At 58.9% G+C, this 16520-nt stretch carries 14 protein-coding genes; 11 read left to right on the forward strand and 3 right to left on the reverse strand.

Annotated features, from left to right (window positions below; all coding sequences use genetic code 11):
• The first annotated feature begins 194 nt into the window (after nucleotides 1–194).
• From H7698_RS28115 to H7698_RS28130, 4 genes are all read left to right on the forward strand, one after another.
• On the forward strand, nucleotides 195–755 hold the full coding sequence (locus H7698_RS28115) for a YSC84-related protein (RefSeq protein WP_194693572.1): 561 nt from the start codon (nucleotides 195–197) through the stop codon (nucleotides 753–755).
• A 540-nt stretch (nucleotides 756–1295) separates the two neighbouring features.
• Complete coding sequence (locus H7698_RS28120; protein ID WP_194693573.1) at nucleotides 1296–5147, forward strand: bifunctional nitrate reductase/sulfite reductase flavoprotein subunit alpha; 3852 nt, start codon at nucleotides 1296–1298, stop codon at nucleotides 5145–5147.
• 210 nt (nucleotides 5148–5357) lie between these two features.
• Nucleotides 5358–6161, forward strand: coding sequence for a glycosyltransferase (locus H7698_RS28125; protein WP_194693574.1), 804 nt, complete (start codon nucleotides 5358–5360; stop codon nucleotides 6159–6161).
• Nucleotides 6162–6361: 200 nt separating this feature from the next.
• Nucleotides 6362–7033 (forward strand): DUF3313 domain-containing protein, encoded by a 672-nt coding sequence (locus H7698_RS28130; RefSeq protein WP_162438814.1) that lies wholly within the window; start codon nucleotides 6362–6364, stop codon nucleotides 7031–7033.
• 130 nt (nucleotides 7034–7163) lie between these two features.
• Here the strand turns inward: H7698_RS28130 and H7698_RS28135 are convergent, their stop codons facing one another.
• Together H7698_RS28135 and H7698_RS28140 are read right to left on the reverse strand one after the other, a co-directional pair.
• A complete protein-coding gene (locus tag H7698_RS28135) occupies nucleotides 7164–7802 on the reverse strand; it encodes a helix-turn-helix domain-containing protein (RefSeq protein ID WP_194693575.1) in 639 nt (212 codons plus the stop codon).
• Nucleotides 7799–8131, reverse strand: a complete 333-nt coding sequence (locus H7698_RS28140; protein ID WP_194693576.1) for a type II toxin-antitoxin system HigB family toxin — start codon at nucleotides 8129–8131, stop codon at nucleotides 7799–7801. Before H7698_RS28140 ends, H7698_RS28135 begins: the two co-directional genes overlap by 4 nt.
• Before the next feature lie 301 nt (nucleotides 8132–8432).
• On the opposite strand from H7698_RS28140, the gene pdxR reads away from it, so the two are divergent.
• The 3 genes from pdxR to H7698_RS28155 all read left to right on the forward strand — a co-directional run bounded on the left by pdxR (nucleotide 8433) and on the right by H7698_RS28155 (nucleotide 12421).
• Nucleotides 8433–9938, forward strand: coding sequence for a MocR-like pyridoxine biosynthesis transcription factor PdxR (gene pdxR, locus H7698_RS28145; protein ID WP_194693577.1), 1506 nt, complete (start codon nucleotides 8433–8435; stop codon nucleotides 9936–9938).
• 113 nt (nucleotides 9939–10051) lie between these two features.
• A complete protein-coding gene (locus H7698_RS28150) occupies nucleotides 10052–11122 on the forward strand; it encodes a sugar phosphate isomerase/epimerase family protein (RefSeq protein WP_194693578.1) in 1071 nt (356 codons plus the stop codon).
• Nucleotides 11123–11155: 33 nt separating this feature from the next.
• Nucleotides 11156–12421: an MFS transporter gene (locus H7698_RS28155; protein WP_194693579.1), complete on the forward strand. Its 1266-nt coding sequence runs from the start codon at nucleotides 11156–11158 to the stop codon at nucleotides 12419–12421.
• 92 nt (nucleotides 12422–12513) lie between these two features.
• On the opposite strand, the gene H7698_RS28160 is transcribed toward H7698_RS28155, so the two are convergent.
• A complete protein-coding gene (locus H7698_RS28160; protein ID WP_194693580.1) occupies nucleotides 12514–12945 on the reverse strand; it encodes a GFA family protein in 432 nt (143 codons plus the stop codon).
• 226 nt (nucleotides 12946–13171) lie between these two features.
• Here H7698_RS28160 and H7698_RS28165 point away from each other — a divergent pair, with 226 nt between their 5' ends.
• The 4 genes from H7698_RS28165 (at nucleotide 13172) to gabP (ending at nucleotide 16467) form a co-directional block, all read left to right on the forward strand.
• Nucleotides 13172–13519, forward strand: a complete 348-nt coding sequence (locus tag H7698_RS28165; RefSeq protein WP_194693581.1) for a metalloregulator ArsR/SmtB family transcription factor — start codon at nucleotides 13172–13174, stop codon at nucleotides 13517–13519.
• 46 nt (nucleotides 13520–13565) lie between these two features.
• On the forward strand, nucleotides 13566–14036 hold the full coding sequence (locus H7698_RS28170; protein WP_194693582.1) for an arsenate reductase ArsC: 471 nt from the start codon (nucleotides 13566–13568) through the stop codon (nucleotides 14034–14036).
• Between the two features lie 14 nt (nucleotides 14037–14050).
• Entirely contained in the window at nucleotides 14051–14752 is a 702-nt protein-coding gene (gene arsH, locus H7698_RS28175; protein ID WP_194693583.1) for an arsenical resistance protein ArsH, read from the forward strand.
• Nucleotides 14753–15066: 314 nt separating this feature from the next.
• On the forward strand, nucleotides 15067–16467 hold the full coding sequence (gene gabP / locus H7698_RS28180) for a GABA permease (protein WP_162438804.1): 1401 nt from the start codon (nucleotides 15067–15069) through the stop codon (nucleotides 16465–16467).
• Nucleotides 16468–16520 lie beyond the last annotated feature (53 nt).

The following is a 16520-nucleotide window of genomic DNA, read 5'->3' on the forward strand; positions in this document are numbered from 1 at the left end:
AGATTACACAGTGGTCAAACCATGTGATGGCATCGCCCCTGAGCAAAGGCCTCAAGCCAGTTTCATTCACGTGCGACGCTTGCGATTCACACACTTTAGGGTGCACCGGATAACCTTCAGTCGCCTCGCTCCTGCCTGACGCAGACGTCGAATGCCACTGCTGCCATCCACTGCTCCCTTATCGGAGTTCGGACATGACTCATTCGATGCGCTTCTTCCTCTCGATCTTCCTCGCGACCGCCTCATTGGCCTCGGCGAGCTTCCTCAACACAGCAGGGGCCGCCACAGCCGAGGACCTGGATGCCGATTCTCGACAGGCGTTGCAAACGCTCTACAAAGCTACGCCCTTTGCCGAAACCATCGCGCACAAAGCCAAAGCCGTGCTCGTCTTCCCGAAAATCATCAAGGCCGGCCTGGTGTTCGGCGGCAGCTATGGCGAAGGCACCTTGATGAAAGGCACGAAAATCGAGAACTACTACAACTCCGTCACCGGGTCATGGGGGCTGCAGGCAGGTGCCCAGTCGTATGGGTATGCAGTGTTTCTGATGACCGACAAAGCGGTGAAATACGTGAGTGAAACCAAGGGTTGGGAAATTGGTGTCGGCCCAACCGTTGTAGTGGTCGATGAGGGGGCTGCGAAAAACCTGTCCAGCTCGACGCTCAAAGACGACGCGTATGCGTTTATTTTCGACCAGCAAGGCTTAATGGCCGGGGTCAGTATCGAAGGGACGAAGATTTCTTTGATCAAGCGTTAAGGCGGGCAGGAAAAGATAACGGTGGCGAAGGGGTTTAATCCTTCGCCACAGCTTCGTTACACGCTCTACTGGCATGTACTCGTCGAGCGATGTGGCCGCAAACACTGGATGAGCATGTTGAGCTGTTTCTCCAGCAGTACCCATCGATGAGCACTCAGATCTCCTATTTTCTGTCTCAGGCAACACGTCCCTGCGCAGAATCGAATGAATTTTCAACTCGGCTGCGGCAGTTCCTTACCTGGATGGCTGCTGAAATAGCTTAAACAGGAACCGGGCTTCCCCGTGGTGCACGAGCGCTGCCAACCGCTATAAAAAAGTGCACCTAACCGTGCACCCCATCCCTCTCATCCCCTGCAAACCCCAGCCAGCCGGGCCGGTCATGTTCTGGCTCGCTGTTTGCAATCACCTGTCTCGCAGTCAACGCTGATTGCACATACATACGACAAAGGCGCCGTGTAGCTCCCCGTTTTGACGGAGGGGTTACATGGCGCCTTTTTTGTTTCCGGCGGGCAGGTGTTGGCAGAGTGTCGAGGGGCGAGGATGGCTAGCAAAACCGTACGCAGCGTGTGTCCCTATTGCGGAGTGGGCTGCGGCATCGTCATGCAGGTCGAAGCGAATTCGGTGGTCAAGGTTGTGGGAGACAAGACCCACCCGACCAACTTCGGGCGACTCTGCACCAAAGGCAATACCTGTGGCCAGGCGATCGAACAGTCGGGCCGGATGGAAAACGCCTACCTGCGCCAGGAACGCAATCGAGACCCGGTGCGTCTCGCGATGGACACGGCGATCAGTGAAACGGCCAGGCGGTTGCGCGAGATCCTTGATGCGCATGGCCCCGACGCGCTGTCGTTTTATGTCTCCGGGCAGATGTCGCTGGAAGCCCAGTACCTGGTCAACAAGTTGGCCAAAGGCTTTGTCCGCACGAACAATATCGAGTCCAACTCACGCCTGTGCATGGCCAGCGCCAGCAGCGGTTACAAGCTCTCCCTGGGGTCGGACGGACCACCCGGTTCCTATGAGGATTTCGATCACGCCGACCTGTTCTTCGTGATCGGCGCCAACATGGCTGACTGTCACCCGATTTTATTCCTGCGCATGATGGATCGGGTCAAGGCTGGCGCCAAGCTGATCGTGGTCGACCCTCGCCGCAGTGCCACGGCGGACAAGGCCAGCCTGTTTCTGCAAATCAAACCCGGCACCGACCTCGCCCTGCTCAATGGCTTACTGCACCTGCTGGTGAAAAACGGCCACACCGACCCGGACTTCATCGCCTCCTTCACCGAAGGATGGGACGCCATGCCCGATTTCCTGAAGGACTACTCGCCCGATAAAGTCGCCGCGATCACCGGGATTCCCGAGGCTGACATTCGCCAGACGGCCGAGTGGATCGGCCAGGCTGGCGAGTGGATGAGCTGCTGGACGATGGGCCTGAATCAAAGCACCCATGGCACCTGGAACACCAATGCCCTGTGCAACCTGCACCTGGCCACCGGTGCGATTTGCCGGCCGGGCAGCGGACCGTTTTCCCTGACCGGGCAACCGAATGCCATGGGCGGTCGAGAGATGGGTTACATGGGACCCGGGCTGCCGGGCCAGCGCTCGGTGCTCGTCGAGGCGGACCGGGCGTTCATCGAAGACCTATGGGAGATTCCTCAAGACAGCCTGCCCCGGACTGTCGGCGGCGGCACCGTGGCGATGTTCGAGCAGATGCGCTCAGGACACATCAAAGCCTGCTGGATCATCTGCACCAACCCCGTCGCCTCCGCCCCCAACCGGCAAACCGTCATCGAAGGCTTGCAGACCGCTGAGCTGGTCATCACCCAGGACGCCTTTCTCGACACCGAGACCAACCGCTACGCCGACATCCTGCTGCCCGGTGCTCTGTGGGCCGAGGCCGAAGGCGTGATGATCAACTCCGAGCGCAACCTGACGCTGATGCAAAAAGCCGTGGAGCCACCCGGCGAAACGCTGCCGGACTGGCAGATCATCGCCCGGGTCGCCTGCGAAATGGGCTTCGCCCAGGCCTTCACCTACGCCTCTGCTTCCGAGGTGTTCGATGAGATAAAACGCGCCTGGAACCCCAAGACCGGCTATGACATTCGGGGCGCGAGTTATGCGCGCCTGCGCGAAAAACCGCTGCAATGGCCCTGCGCATTGGATGACACGCCGGACCGAAATCCGATTCGCTACCTCAACAACGGCGCCAGCCAGACGCTCAAGGTCGAAGCCGATGGCAGCCAACCCGCCATCGTGTTTCCCACTGACAACGGCAAGGCGACGTTCCTGGCGCGTCCGCACCTGTCACCGGCGGAAATGCCGGGGCAGGATTTCCCCTTCGTGCTCAACACCGGTCGCCTGCAGCATCAGTGGCACACGATGACCAAGACCGGAAAAGTCGCGACGCTGAACAAGCTCAATCCCGGGCCCTTCGTCGAGATACACCCGCAAGACGCCGCCAGCCTGGGCATTAAGGACAAGGACCCGGTCGAAGTCCGTTCGCTACGGGGCCGGGCGGTGTTACCCGCCGTGGTCACCGACCGCGTGCGGCCAGGCAATTGCTTTGCGCCCTTCCACTGGAACGATGTGTTTGGCGAAAACCTGGCGATCAACGCAGTGACCCACGACGCGGTCGATCCGATTTCCCTGCAGCCCGAATTCAAATTCTGCGCGGTCGCTTTGCAACGGATCGAGCTGATCGAGCATGCGTTCCTGGACATCCCCAACCGTATCGATTCAAGCACGCCATCCGTGAGCAGCAACCATGCGACCGCGCCCTCTTCTACAACGGACAACACCCCCTCGGTGACGCTGCTGTGGGCGTCGCAAACAGGTAACGCCGAAGCCCTGGCCGAGCGTTTTTCCTCGCGTTTGCGCGACGCCGGCCTGGCGGTGGAGCTGAGTGCAATGGCCGACTTTCCGGCGAGCAAACTGGCCAGCACCCAGACACTGGCGTTGATCAGCAGCACCTTCGGTGACGGCGATCCTCCTGACAACGGCGAAGGTTTCTGGCACACCTTGAACACTGCCGAGACACGTCTGGAATCGCTGCGTTTTGCGGTACTGGCGTTGGGTGACCCCAATTACGACCAGTTCTGCCAGCACGGCAAAAGGCTCGATCAGCGTCTGCAGGAACTGGGCGCGACACGGCTAATGGAACGCGTCGATTGCGATACCGAGTTCGAGGCTCGCGCAGACACCTGGCTGGCGCAGTTGCACAACACGTTGATGCCCGTGCAGTCGGTGAGGGTCGCGCCCACACAAAACGTGGTGGTTCACGCCATCGAGACGCCCAGCAAGGCCAATCCCTACTCGTCAAGGTTGTTGGTCAATCGGCACCTGAACCACCAGAGTGAAAACAAGGAAACCCGAATGTTTTCACTGGCCCTGAATGACTCCGGGCTCACCTATGAGGCCGGCGATGCCTTGGGTGTCTGGCCGCGCAACTGCCCGGAACTGGTCGGCGAGTTGCTCGAACGAACCCGACTGGGCACTGACACCACCGTCAACGTCGATAAGCTGGGTGATATCCCGTTGCACCAGGCCCTGACCGAGCATTTCGAAATCGCCCGGCCGAACAGCGACACCCTCGCATTCATCGCCGAGCGCAGCCCCAACCCGGCGCTGAAACAACTGCTGGGCAGTGAGCGCAAGGCGCAACTGAAAGACTGGCTGTGGGGTCGGCAACTGGCGGACGTGTTGCAGGAGTTCCCGATCGACTGCTCGGCCAGCGAATTGTTGGGCACGCTCAAGCGCCTGCAACCGCGCCTGTATTCCATTGCCTCGAGCGCCAAGGCACATCCCCACGAAGTCCATCTCACCGTGGCAGCCGTCCGTTATGGCAAGCGTAAAGGCACCTGCTCGACCTTCCTCGCCGATCGCGCAGAACGCGGTGAGGTCCCGGTATTCGTTCAACCGTCGAAGCACTTTCGCCCACCGGTCGATGGCGACCTGCCGATCATCATGATTGGTCCTGGCACGGGCGTGGCACCGTTTCGAGGGTTCCTGCAAGAACGACGTGCGCGGGGTGACGAAGGTCGCAACTGGCTGTTCTTTGGCGAGCAGCACGCCGCGACCGATTTCTACTATCGAGAAGAACTGGAAGGTATGCAGCGTGATGGTCTGCTGACTCGACTCAGCCTGGCGTTTTCCCGTGATCAGTCAGAGAAAATCTACGTGCAGGATCGCATCCGCGAACACGGCGCCGAGCTTTGGCGGTGGCTACAGGAAGGGGCGCAACTGTACATCTGCGGGGATGCCAGTCGCATGGCCAAGGATGTCGACCTGGCCCTGCGCGAGGTCGCGCAACGCCAGGGTGGACTTGACCCGCAGGGCGCCACTGAATACTGGCGTCACCTGAGCGAGCAGAAGCGCTATCTGCGAGACGTTTACTGACTAGACACAGCATCAGCCCAGGCGGGCGCAGCGATTTTTGCCCCGCCTGACGCGGTCGACTGCGATATTCGGTTACATATTACCGCTGCGTTAAACGCTTCGAATCTCCCCGAACCTGGCGATATTAAGTTTCGTTTAAGGTCGTCTCCCTACTCTCGCGCCCAGGCACATCGCTGCACAAACACGTGCAAACAACTGGGCATTCAGGTTATGAACCACCTTTCAAACAATACGAATCCACCTTTCAGCATTGTTCTGGTCAATTACAAAACACTCGACATCACCAAAGCCTGCCTCGAGCTTTTACACAAACACGTCGGTCACAGAAACATCCCGGTCTGGGTCGTTGATAACGACTCTGCGGATGAGAGCGTTGAATACCTGCGCTCGCTGAACTGGATCAACCTGATCGAACGCAAGCCAGCCGGCAAGGAAGCGGGTCACATGGCGCACGGCAGAGCGCTCGACATGGCGCTGGCGCGCGTCTCGACCGACTACCTGTTCCTGCTGCACACCGATACCTTCATCTACGATGAATCGGTGTTCGACATGATGTTGAGCAAATGCATCAACGATCCGCAGGTAGCGGCCGTAGGCTGTGTCGAGCAACTGGATCGCGGGATGTTCAGGTCTTCCTGGCGTTATGCCTCGCGGCTGTTCAAGCACCATTTCCGACGCCTGAAACAAACCTTGGGGCTGCGCTCCAAAGACCCGAAGCCCTGGCGTGAAGTCCACCTGAAGAGTTTTTGCACCCTGTGGAACAGCGGGCTGATGAAGCAGCATGAACTGCATTTCCAGCTCGATGATCGTGTGCCCGGTTACACGCTGCAAGACCGCATGGTCGAGATGGGATACCGCGTCGAATTCCTCTCGCCCGGAACGATATTCAAGTACCTGGACCACATCCAGGCCGGCACAGTCGCTGCCGCCGGTGGCTACAACACCACCCACCGCCGCAGCAAGATGTACAACGACATGCTCAAGCGCATCGGCAAAACCGGCTTTGCACAATGAACGTCCTGCTATTGGCTTGACCGATAGCAGCGGCGGCGCCTGCGATGCTCCAAGCGATTTCTGCACTTTTTCTGCAGGTGATCACTGGATTTTCCGCCGTTCATACCTACGCTCTTTTGCGGGGGACTCTAGTTCACCGGTGGTCCGGGGCTGGGCCTGTCCCGAACGAAATGACGGCTTAAACCCTTGGAGCAAACACCATGACCTTGTCACGAAAACTGTTCATCGGCGTCGCCCTGACCAGCCTCCTGCTCAGCGGTTGCACCTCGAAAGTCACGGAGCGTCAGCAGTACTCCGGCTTCCTGCCCAACTACAACAACCTTGAAGAAGTGACCACCACCAGCGGCGAAAAGGCCATGCGCTGGGTGAGCCCTTCGTGGAATCCGAACGCGTATGACACGGTGGTTTTCAACAAGCTGGAACTGTACCCGGCGCCGCAGCCGAATGAGCGCGTCAACCGTCAGACGCTGGATGATTTGCAGAATTACATGACCAGTCAGGCCAAGGGCGTGCTCGGGCAGAAGTATCGCGTGGTGACGAATCCTGCCTCCGCCACCGCGTCGAAGACCTTGATTCTGCGAGCAGCGATTACCGGGGTAAACGCCGAGAACGAGGGCATGAAGTGGTATGAAGTGGTTCCGGTGGCGGCCGTGGTGGGCGGTGTGACCGCCATTACGGGACATCGTGATCAGGACACCACGCTGTTCATTGAGGCCGAGCTCATCGACGCAAGCAACAACCAGACGGTGGCAAAAGTGGTACGCAAGGTCTTCGGCACCACCTTGGAAAACGACAGCCAGAAAATCACAGCCAATGACTTCAAGGTAGCGATCGGTAAGCTGACCAGTGATTTGAGGGCGTTCATCAAGTAGTACACCTAAAGGTAAGGTGAAATATTCGAGATCGCGCGCGCTGTTTAAACTTCCTTCTCCCCCACGTGAGCAACGTCATCAATCGCACTGCGCGCGGCCTCGACGCCTTCCAGACAAGCGAGCGCCAAACCTATCCCTTGGACCGGGTCTTAACGGTCTTTTTACGCCCCTTTGCAACGACCTCCTGGTATTCATCGGTACCGGTCTCTTTCGCTGAGCTTGCGAGCGCAGGGCTGCTGCGAACGCGGTAACTGGCAGGGGTCTTCTTGACTGAGGAGCGAGCGGTTTGGATGTGAGCCGCCTCGGTCGGCGCCGGGGACACGAAAGCGCCCGGCTCCATTGCAAATCGTTGGGCCAGGGCATAAGCCATCTTGTGACTGATGGGCCGATCGCCGTTCAGCACCTTGGATACCGCTGTTTTATCCCCGATTTCAGGGAGGTCAGAACCGGTGAGCCCAAGTGTCTCCATCAGATCCCTGATCAGTTGCACCGGCGTACACGTCGATTCAAACGCAGCACTCGATTCGCGAAACTGTTCGGAGTCGCGCTGATAGGCGAGCATTTCGTCCTCGAGCTCCACGAGGATTTTCTCCTCCACCTTGCTCAGTTCGCGCCCGTCGTTGAGTTCATCGAGCAGGTCGGTCGCGCGCTCAAAGTCGGCGGGGGTCTTGATGCCGTGCACGAACTCACCGCGCAGGCGCTCCAGCACCGCGGTCAACTCGCCAAGCGTGGCAATCATTGTTTGTATATCAGGGCGGCCTGCGCTCATCGTTTCATCCCTTTATTGCTTGCATACCAAACGTTGGCGGCGTCGTAATCGGCGTGCGTGTAAATGTGTTTGACGTAGAACTTCTGCCGGAAATAGTTGACGCCACCTATCACCCGCAAATTATTGCCGCCTACGTCGATCACCACCCAATTGGCCGTAGCTCTCGGCTTGAACAAGTCAATACCGTGCAAGCCGAACAGCTTTTGCAAGTCCGGGAACGATGTCGGGCGGGCCATCTTCAACAATCGCCGGCAACGTTCAAGGCCAGCCCTTTCGTTCGGGTATAAGATCGCCGCGTCGTCAAAACGCGATGGCGTGAGTATGTCCATGGGCTTCCTTGTCTATGGGCCGATGCTACTCTAGTTGTGTTTTTTGACAACCCCTGTTTGTCGGTAGCATCGTTTGAAGATCATAGGTGAGCATCAAGGCGCGGATGGCGGTTGGCAACAGCCGCACATACGTTCCACCTTCGGGGAAAATCAGTCGGCGCTCGATTTGCAAGCGATGGACTCTAATGCTCCTGGCGGAGCGGAGATTTCATGCAGGCGGTAGTCAGGCCAGATGACTTGCCAGGTCCAGCCCGATACCCTGACCTCCTCCCGTCGCCCACTTCACCCAGACGAGCATGTCATGAAATCCCCCGCAGGTTTATTGCTGTCGGCCATCGAGCTGGATCGTGCCAGCGCCATCCCCTTGTATCGCCAACTGTATCTGCAGATTCGCAAACAGATACTCAACGGCAGAATCCAGGGCGGTGTACGCCTGCCCTCGACCCGAACCTTGAGCAACGAGTTGGGGTTGTCGCGGATCACCATTCTCAATGCGTTCGATCAGCTGATAGCCGAAGGTTTCCTGGCCTCGCGCACGGGCGCCGGAACCTACGTCGGCACTGACTGGGAAAGCCGGGGTACCGAGAGCGAACAACAGCGTCCGCCACCGCGCCTGTCCGACCTGAGCCAGTCGATGCTGTCATTGCGCAGCGATCATTTCCGGGGCGTGTCCTATGCCGACTGGGACCCCTCCACCCCGACCTCCTTTCTGCCCAGTCACTGCTCCTATGACGCCTTCCCGCAAGCGATCTGGCGGCGCCTGATGAACCGGCATCTGCTTAAGCCCACCAAGGCCATTCTGGGTTATGGCGAGTTGCAGGGCTTGCAGGCGTTTCGCTCGGCGATTGCCGAATACGTCTTCGATGCGCGGGGTATCGAATGCAGTGCCGGGCAAGTGGTGATCGTTTCCGGTGCGCAACAGGCGTTCAACCTGCTGGCGATGCTGTTGCTCAATCCGCAGGACAGCGTGTGGATGGAAGACCCGGGGCACATTGCCGCGCGCATCGCACTGCAGGCCCAGGGCGCTCGGATCGTGCCGTTGCGTATTGATGAACAAGGGATAGATGTCCAGCAAGGGCTCAGCGAATGCCCTGATGCACGGCTGGTGTTTTGTACGCCGTCGCGCCAGCATCCATTGGGCGTCACCCTCAGTTCTGCGCGGCGCCAGGCCCTCATCGACTGGGCCGCGCAGCATCAGAGCTGGATCATCGAGGACGATTGCGACAGTGAATTTCGCTACGCGGGCCGCCTCCTCCCGGCGCTCTACGCCATGGACCAGATGGCCCGGGTGATCTACGTCGGCACGTTCAGCAAAGTGCTCTTCCCGTCATTGAGGCTGGGTTATGTGATTCTGCCGCAAGCCCTGGTCGACCCCTTCTGCACGTTGCGTGCGGTCATGGATCGCAGTCCGCCGACACTGCTGCAAGCGACCACGGCGGACTTCATGGACGAAGGCCATTTTCTGGGACACATCCGCCGCATGCGGGCGTTGTACAAGGCACGCCAACACGCGCTGATCGAACAGCTTGAAAAGCAGCTCGGCCACTTCTTCCGGATCACCCGGACGGACGCCGGCATGCACCTGATCGCCTGGCTGCCTCCCGAACTCAATGACACTGATATCGCCCGGCAATTGTCTTTGCACAACATCCACACCTACGCCTTGAGCGATTACCGCATCAAGCATGTCCTGCCGCCGGCCCTGCTGATCGGGTTTGCCGGCACGCCTGAAAACCAGGCCAGGGAGCGTGTCGAAGCGCTGGCATCGGCCTTGGACACCCTGGGTTATCTGCCAACGACCTCCTGATGCGAGGCAAAGTGGTCATAACAATTAGCTGATAATGGATCTATCGAGAGTTCCTGACTGGCGCGATAAAGAGTGCGCCGGTAGACCCGGTGTCTGAACCAGGAACGACTCTAATGAACAATAAGATCCAGGAACGATTCAACGCTTTGCTCAGCCATAACGTGGTCGAACACGGGGACGTTCCCGTGCTGACTGACGCACTGGCCCGGCGGCTGCTGGAGCGTCTCGGGCAATTACGCCTGTTTGCCCACGCCTACCCGCTACTGACCAACCTCACCCACGGTCGTGTCACCCCGGCCGACCTGCTGGACTTCGCCTACCGCCACGAACTGCAAGGCCTGAGCCTGCACTTGCTCGATGGCGAGGAAAACAGCCTGAGCCAAATGTCACCCGCCCAACTGCTGGCGTTTGCCGCCAAGGCGCGGGCGCTGGAGCTGGATGTGCACCTGGAAATCAGCAGCACGCTGAAAAAGGATGTCGATCAGGTCGTCGCCATTGCCTTGACCCTGGGAGTGCGCAACATCCGTGTCTACCCCCGTTACGAGGGCACGCTGTCGCAGGTGATGGACGTGATCGAGACCGACCTGCACTACCTCGCGCAACAAGCCGACCAGCACGATCTTTACTTCGACTTCGAGCAGCATGAAGAACTCAAGAGCGGCGAAATCGCGCAGTTGCTCAACCGTGTGAATCACCCACGCCTGCACGCCCTGTTCGACTTCGGCAACATGATCAACGCCTGCGAACAGCCCCTGCAAGCCCTGCGCAACCTGGCCCCGCACATCCGCCAGACGCACCTCAAAGGCGTACGCATCGTCCCGGAACAAAACGGTTTCGGCCATTACGGTGTGTTGCAGGGCAGCGACGAAGACGACCTTCCCGGCGCCCGCCTGCTGTTCGAATTGTTGATGCTGGGCGAGTCTTCTCCCCAGGTCATCGCCTTCATTCTCGAGCAGGAAAACCACTACGTGGCCCCGGCTTTCCGTCAAAGCCAGGAGGCAGCCGACCCCTTTATTGCCTACCGGGAAATGAGCGATACACCGCTGCCGGAAGGCTTCTCGCTTGAGCGAATGCTGGCTGATGAACACCGTTGGGCGAACAACCAGGTCGCCTATGTCCGCAGTGTCCTGGCCGAATTGCGCACCTTGGCCGAACTGACCCTGGCCAGCTCATCCAACGCCTGATCCCGACGACCTGATAACGCCCGGAGAACAATAATGACAACCCAAAACAAGGCCAAATGGTTCAGATTCCTGATCCTCATCCTCGGTGGCGGCACCATCTACAAACTGGCGAACCTCAAGGACGCGTTCTATGTGCCCATGCAGGAATTCATGGGCCTGAGCCATACGGAAATCGGCGTGCTGCTCAGTGCCAACGCGATCATCGCCACCGCGTTGTTTGTACTGGGCGGGATGCTCGCTGACCGCTATGACACGCGTAAAATGATCCCGCTCGGCCTGATCGGCACCGGCGGCCTGGGCTTGTACCTGGCCACCTTTCCACCCTTCAGCAACCTGCTGATCGTGTTCGGTCTGCTGGCCGTGTGTGCCGATTGCCTGTTCTGGCCATCGCTACTCAAAGCCGTCCGTAACCTGGGTGACGATCAGGAGCAAGGCCGCTTGTTCGGTCTGCTCGAAGGCGGGCGTGGCGTGGTGGATACCCTGGTGGCCTTTTCCGCCCTGGGCGTGTTCGTCGCCATGGGCTCTGGCGAAGCCGGCCTGAAGTCGGCAATCCTGTTCTACTCGGTCATCGATATTTCGGCCGGCACCCTGACCTGGTTCCTGCTCAAGGGCGGCAACGCACAGTCGGTGAGCAAGCCAAAGAACGGGCTGGCAAACCTGATGGAAGCGATCAAGGTGCCGGGCATCTGGCTGGTCAGCCTCAACGTCTTCATGGTCTACATCGTCTATTGCGGCCTGACCTATTTCATCCCCTACCTCAAGGAAATGTACGGGTTGCCCGTGGCATTGGTGGGTGCCTACGGCATCATCAACCAGTACTTCCTGAAAATCCTCGGCGGGCCTGCCGGCGGTTTCATAGCCGACAAGCAGTTCAAGAGCACCAGCCGCTACCTGAAGTGGGCCTTCCTGGCGCTGCTGCCATTGATGGGCATCATCATGTTGATCCCGAAAAGCCCGGGATTCATCTATGCCGGCATGGCTGCCACCCTGTCTTTCGCGCTGATCGTGTTCTCCATGCGCGGCGTGTTTTGGGCGCCCATGGGTGAAGTCGGCATTCCTCAGCACATCACCGGTTCGGCCTTCGGCATCGGTTGCCTGATCGGCTATGCACCGGGCATGTTTGCCTACGTCATCTATGGCTCGATCCTCGACCACTTCCCCGGTGAGCAGGGTTACAACTATGTCTTCACCCTGATGAGCCTGCTGGCCATGGTGGGGTTCATGGTGTCCAGCCTGCTGTATCAAACGGTGCGCAAAAAATCCACGACCGCTGCCGGGATGAGCGCGGCGCAAGCCTGATCATCGTCATGGCTTAAACAAAAGAGGAATCGCGCAACACGCCGATTCCTCTTTTGTTTTTTCATGCCGTCTTCGGAACAACCCTGTGTCTGTTAAGGGTCGACTTGCAGCTCATGCAGCAAAAATTCAAGCGACTCCACCGCGGCGCAGTCACCTTTTTCAGAGCGCAGTCCATCCCAGGGCATCGCATCGTCGGTGCAAAAATCGCCAATGCATTCGATGTTCAACGCGTCATCGAGCAGCCCGAGCGGTATCCAGAAATACGGCGACTGGCGAAGCACATTCGGCACGGTCGAGCCGCATTGCGAGCAAAAGTCATTTCGGTAGCCGCTGGTTTTTTGCCAACTGCTGATCACGCCCTGCCCTGCTTCCCATCGAAAATCCCTCGCCCTGATCAGTGTGGCGAGATTGTGGCCGACACCCGTTTGCTTGCGGCACAGGGAGCAATGGCAACGATAGAAAAATCGTGGTTCAACCTTCAGCGAAAAACGTACAGCGCCACAAAGACATTGCCCTGATGCCATGAATCTCTCCTTGAATGTTCACCGACATTAACCCTCCCCTGTGGGAGCGGGCTTGCCCGCGATGGACGTCAACGATACCGCGGATTGTCTGAATATCCACATCGCCCAGAGCTGTTTTGCGAAGGCGTAATGTCAGTCAGCCCAACAGGACTCTGGTCGGAAAAATCTTGCTTTAAATATATGGATATCCATATATTCGCCTATCCATATGCAATAGGTACCCGGCATGTTCACCCCTCCAGAAGTCTTCAAATGCCTGGCTGACGAGACCCGCGCCCGCGCCACCTTGCTGATCGCCCACCAGGGAGAGCTGTGCGTCTGCGAACTGATGTGTGCCCTCGACGACAGCCAACCGAAGATCAGCCGCCACCTTGCCCAGTTGCGCAACAGTGGGCTGCTGCTGGACCGCCGCCAGGGACAGTGGGTCTATTACCGGCTCAATCCACAACTGCCCGCCTGGGTGCACGACATCCTGCAGGTGACGTTGCTGGCCAACGCCGACTGGCTGCAACACAACGCTGCACGTCTGCAGTCCATGGACGCGCGGCCTGTCCGCGAAGTGGCCTGCTGCTGATTTTCTGTTGCCCCCCCCTCTCGGCGCAAAAGCCAAGGAGCACCCCATGCGAGTCCTGTTCATGTGCACGGCCAATAGCTGCCGTAGCATCCTTTCAGAAGCCCTGTTCAATCACCTGGCACCGCCGGGATTCGAAGCGGTGAGTTCCGGCAGCTTCCCCAAAGGGCACGTGATGCCGCGTAGCCTGACCACACTGCAACAAGCCGGCATTTCGATCGAGGGTTTGAGCAGCAAAGGCAATGACGCGTTCGAGGACAACCTGCCGGACATCGTCATTACCGTGTGCGACAAGGCGGCCGGCGAAACCTGCCCGGTGTATTTCGGCCCGGCACTGAAAGCCCATTGGGGGCTGGAAGATCCCTCCGACGTGACGGGCGACGAAGCCGTGGTTGACGCTGCGTTTCGCACCACGCTGACGCACATCGAACGTCGCTGCAACGCATTGCTCGCCCTCCCCTTTAACAGCCTCAGCCGCGATGAGCTCAAGCACGAGCTGGATCGCATCGGCGCTCTCTAAGCAGGAAAAATACGATGTCAGAGCAACTGCCCCACCTTGATCTCTCCCTGTTCGATAACACACAGGCCGCAGTGCGCCCGGACGGTCACAAACCGCGCATCCTGTTGCTCTACGGGTCGACCCGAGAACGCTCGTTCAGTCGCCTGCTGGTCGAAGAAGCCGCGCGTCTGCTGGAGCATTTCGGCGCAGAAACCCGCGTCTTCAATCCTTGCGGACTGCCACTGCCCGACGAGGTCCCTGTGGATCACCCCAAGGTGCAGGAACTGCGTGATCTGGTGATGTGGTCAGAAGGTCAGGTCTGGTGTTCACCAGAGCGCCATGGTGCGATGTCGGCCGTGTTCAAGGCGCAGATCGACTGGGTGCCGCTGGAACTCGGCGCGGTTCGCCCGACCCAGGGCAAAACGCTGGCGGTGATGCAGGTTTGCGGCGGTTCCCAGTCGTTCAACGTGGTCAATCAACTGCGCGTGCTGGGACGCTGGATGCGCATGTTCACCATCCCTAATCAATCCTCGGTGCCAAAAGCCTACCTGGAGTTCGATGAAGCCGGACGGATGAAACCGTCGCCGTTTTACGACCGCGTCGTCGACGTGATGGAAGAGCTGGTGAAGTTCACGGTACTGCTGCGCGACCGCCAGGGGTTTCTGACGGATCGCTATTCCGAGCGTAAGGAAACCGCCGAGCAACTGATGGATCGGGTCAATCAGCGTTCAATTTGAGGCTTTGCATCCCCCCAACAACGAGCCAGACAATCACCTTTGGCCACTCGGTGACTGTCCGGTTTTCTATGTAAACAGAATGTAATCCTGTGTCGATATCAGACACGGTGGTGGCGTGATCAGGCTACTGATTCATCGGACAAGCCGGGTAAGGTGGCGCACCTTTTCATCGAAATGCCCCGCTTCGCGATGATGGGTTTTATAAGAACTGCAGCGTTTGATCGGTGCTTCGTTGAGGAAGCCTGGCAGGTGGCAATGAGGGTCTGTTGCCCCGATCAATCCGCTTAACTGTCGATCAGCAGAGAATAAAACCAATGATTAGCCCGAGCTCCAAGGATTCGAGTGGCCAATTGGCGCAGGGCTTCAAGCCTCGTCACGTCACCATGCTGTCAATCGCCGGGATTATCGGCGCCGGTTTGTTCGTAGGCTCAGGGCATGCCATTGCGGCGGCGGGCCCAGCGGTTCTCCTGGCCTATCTGTTCTCAGGTTTGCTCGTCGTTCTGGTCATGCGCATGCTCGGTGAAATGGCGGTCGCCCATCCGGACACGGGCTCGTTCTCCACCTATGCCGACCAGGCCATCGGGCGCTGGGCCGGCTTTACCATTGGTTGGCTCTACTGGTGGTTCTGGGTGTTGGTGATTCCGATCGAAGCGCTGGCGGCCGGCCATGTGCTCAACCAATGGTTTCCGCAGATCGATGCCTGGCTGTTCGCGTTGGTGTCGATTGTTGCCCTGGTGGTGACCAACCTCTTCAGCGTGTCCAAATATGGCGAGTTCGAGTTCTGGTTCGCCATGGCCAAGGTCGTAGCGATCATCGGTTTTATCGGTGTGGGGTTTGCCGTATTGATGGGCTGGGTGCCCGACCGTGAAGTCAGCGGACTGAGCGGCCTGATGGCCGAGCACGGCGGGTTTGCACCCAACGGCCTGTCAGCGGTAGTCGGCGCCTTCATCACCATCATGTTCAGCTTCATCGGGACCGAAGCGGTCACCATCGCCGCCGCCGAATCCAATAACCCGGCGCAGAACATCGCGAAGGCCACGCGTTCGGTGATCTGGCGCATCGGGGTGTTCTACCTGCTGTCGATTTTCGTGGTCATCTCCGTGGTGCCCTGGAACGATCCGTTGCTGGCCTCGGTAGGTTCCTATCAGCGCGCCCTGGAAATCATGAACATTCCCCATGCCAAGTTCATGGTGGACGTCGTCGTCCTGATTGCCGTGGCCAGTTGCATGAACTCCTCGATCTACATCGCCTCACGCATGCTGTACTCGCTGGGCCGGCGTGGCGATGCGCCGAAAGCACTGAAGGTAACGTCCTCGGAAGGTGTGCCGCGGGCGGCCGTCATCGCCAGCACCGTGCTGGGTGCGGCGATCACCGTATGGAGCTACTTCATGCCCGCCGGGCTCTTTGAGTTCCTGCTGGCCAGTTCCGGTGCGATTGCCTTGCTCGTGTACCTGGCCATCGCCGTGTCGCAACTGCGCATGCGCCGGATATTTCGCCGGCAGAACATCGAATTGACCTTTCGCATGTGGCTGTTTCCATGGCTAACGTGGCTGGTGATCGTGTTCATCTGCGCAGCGCTGGCGGTCATGATGATCACCCCTGAACACCGAACCGAAGTGAGCACAACCATCGGATTGGCCCTGGTGATTTCCTTTATTGGCCTCGTGACGTCGCGTCACCCTGCGCAGGCTGCGAGCGTGACGTCAGTGGGGTAAAAACCACGGAGGTATCAGCGCCCAACCTGATTCGCCCTGCGCCAAGGCGCGGG

The organism is Pseudomonas sp. p50(2008) (assembly GCF_015351605.1).
GTDB lineage: Bacteria > Pseudomonadota > Gammaproteobacteria > Pseudomonadales > Pseudomonadaceae > Aquipseudomonas.

Coding starts and splice junctions, on each gene's coding strand:
- H7698_RS28140 (WP_194693576.1), bottom strand. CDS start 8,131: ATGGACATACTCACGCCATCGCGTTTTGACGACGCGGCGATCTTATAC.
- H7698_RS28120 (WP_194693573.1), top strand. CDS start 1,296: ATGGCTAGCAAAACCGTACGCAGCGTGTGTCCCTATTGCGGAGTGGGC.
- H7698_RS28115 (WP_194693572.1), top strand. CDS start 195: ATGACTCATTCGATGCGCTTCTTCCTCTCGATCTTCCTCGCGACCGCC.
- H7698_RS28130 (WP_162438814.1), top strand. CDS start 6,362: ATGACCTTGTCACGAAAACTGTTCATCGGCGTCGCCCTGACCAGCCTC.
- H7698_RS28150 (WP_194693578.1), top strand. CDS start 10,052: ATGAACAATAAGATCCAGGAACGATTCAACGCTTTGCTCAGCCATAAC.
- gabP (WP_162438804.1), top strand. CDS start 15,067: ATGATTAGCCCGAGCTCCAAGGATTCGAGTGGCCAATTGGCGCAGGGC.
- H7698_RS28155 (WP_194693579.1), top strand. CDS start 11,156: ATGACAACCCAAAACAAGGCCAAATGGTTCAGATTCCTGATCCTCATC.
- H7698_RS28170 (WP_194693582.1), top strand. CDS start 13,566: ATGCGAGTCCTGTTCATGTGCACGGCCAATAGCTGCCGTAGCATCCTT.
- H7698_RS28165 (WP_194693581.1), top strand. CDS start 13,172: ATGTTCACCCCTCCAGAAGTCTTCAAATGCCTGGCTGACGAGACCCGC.
- H7698_RS28135 (WP_194693575.1), bottom strand. CDS start 7,802: ATGAGCGCAGGCCGCCCTGATATACAAACAATGATTGCCACGCTTGGC.
- H7698_RS28160 (WP_194693580.1), bottom strand. CDS start 12,945: ATGGCATCAGGGCAATGTCTTTGTGGCGCTGTACGTTTTTCGCTGAAG.
- pdxR (WP_194693577.1), top strand. CDS start 8,433: ATGAAATCCCCCGCAGGTTTATTGCTGTCGGCCATCGAGCTGGATCGT.
- arsH (WP_194693583.1), top strand. CDS start 14,051: ATGTCAGAGCAACTGCCCCACCTTGATCTCTCCCTGTTCGATAACACA.
- H7698_RS28125 (WP_194693574.1), top strand. CDS start 5,358: ATGAACCACCTTTCAAACAATACGAATCCACCTTTCAGCATTGTTCTG.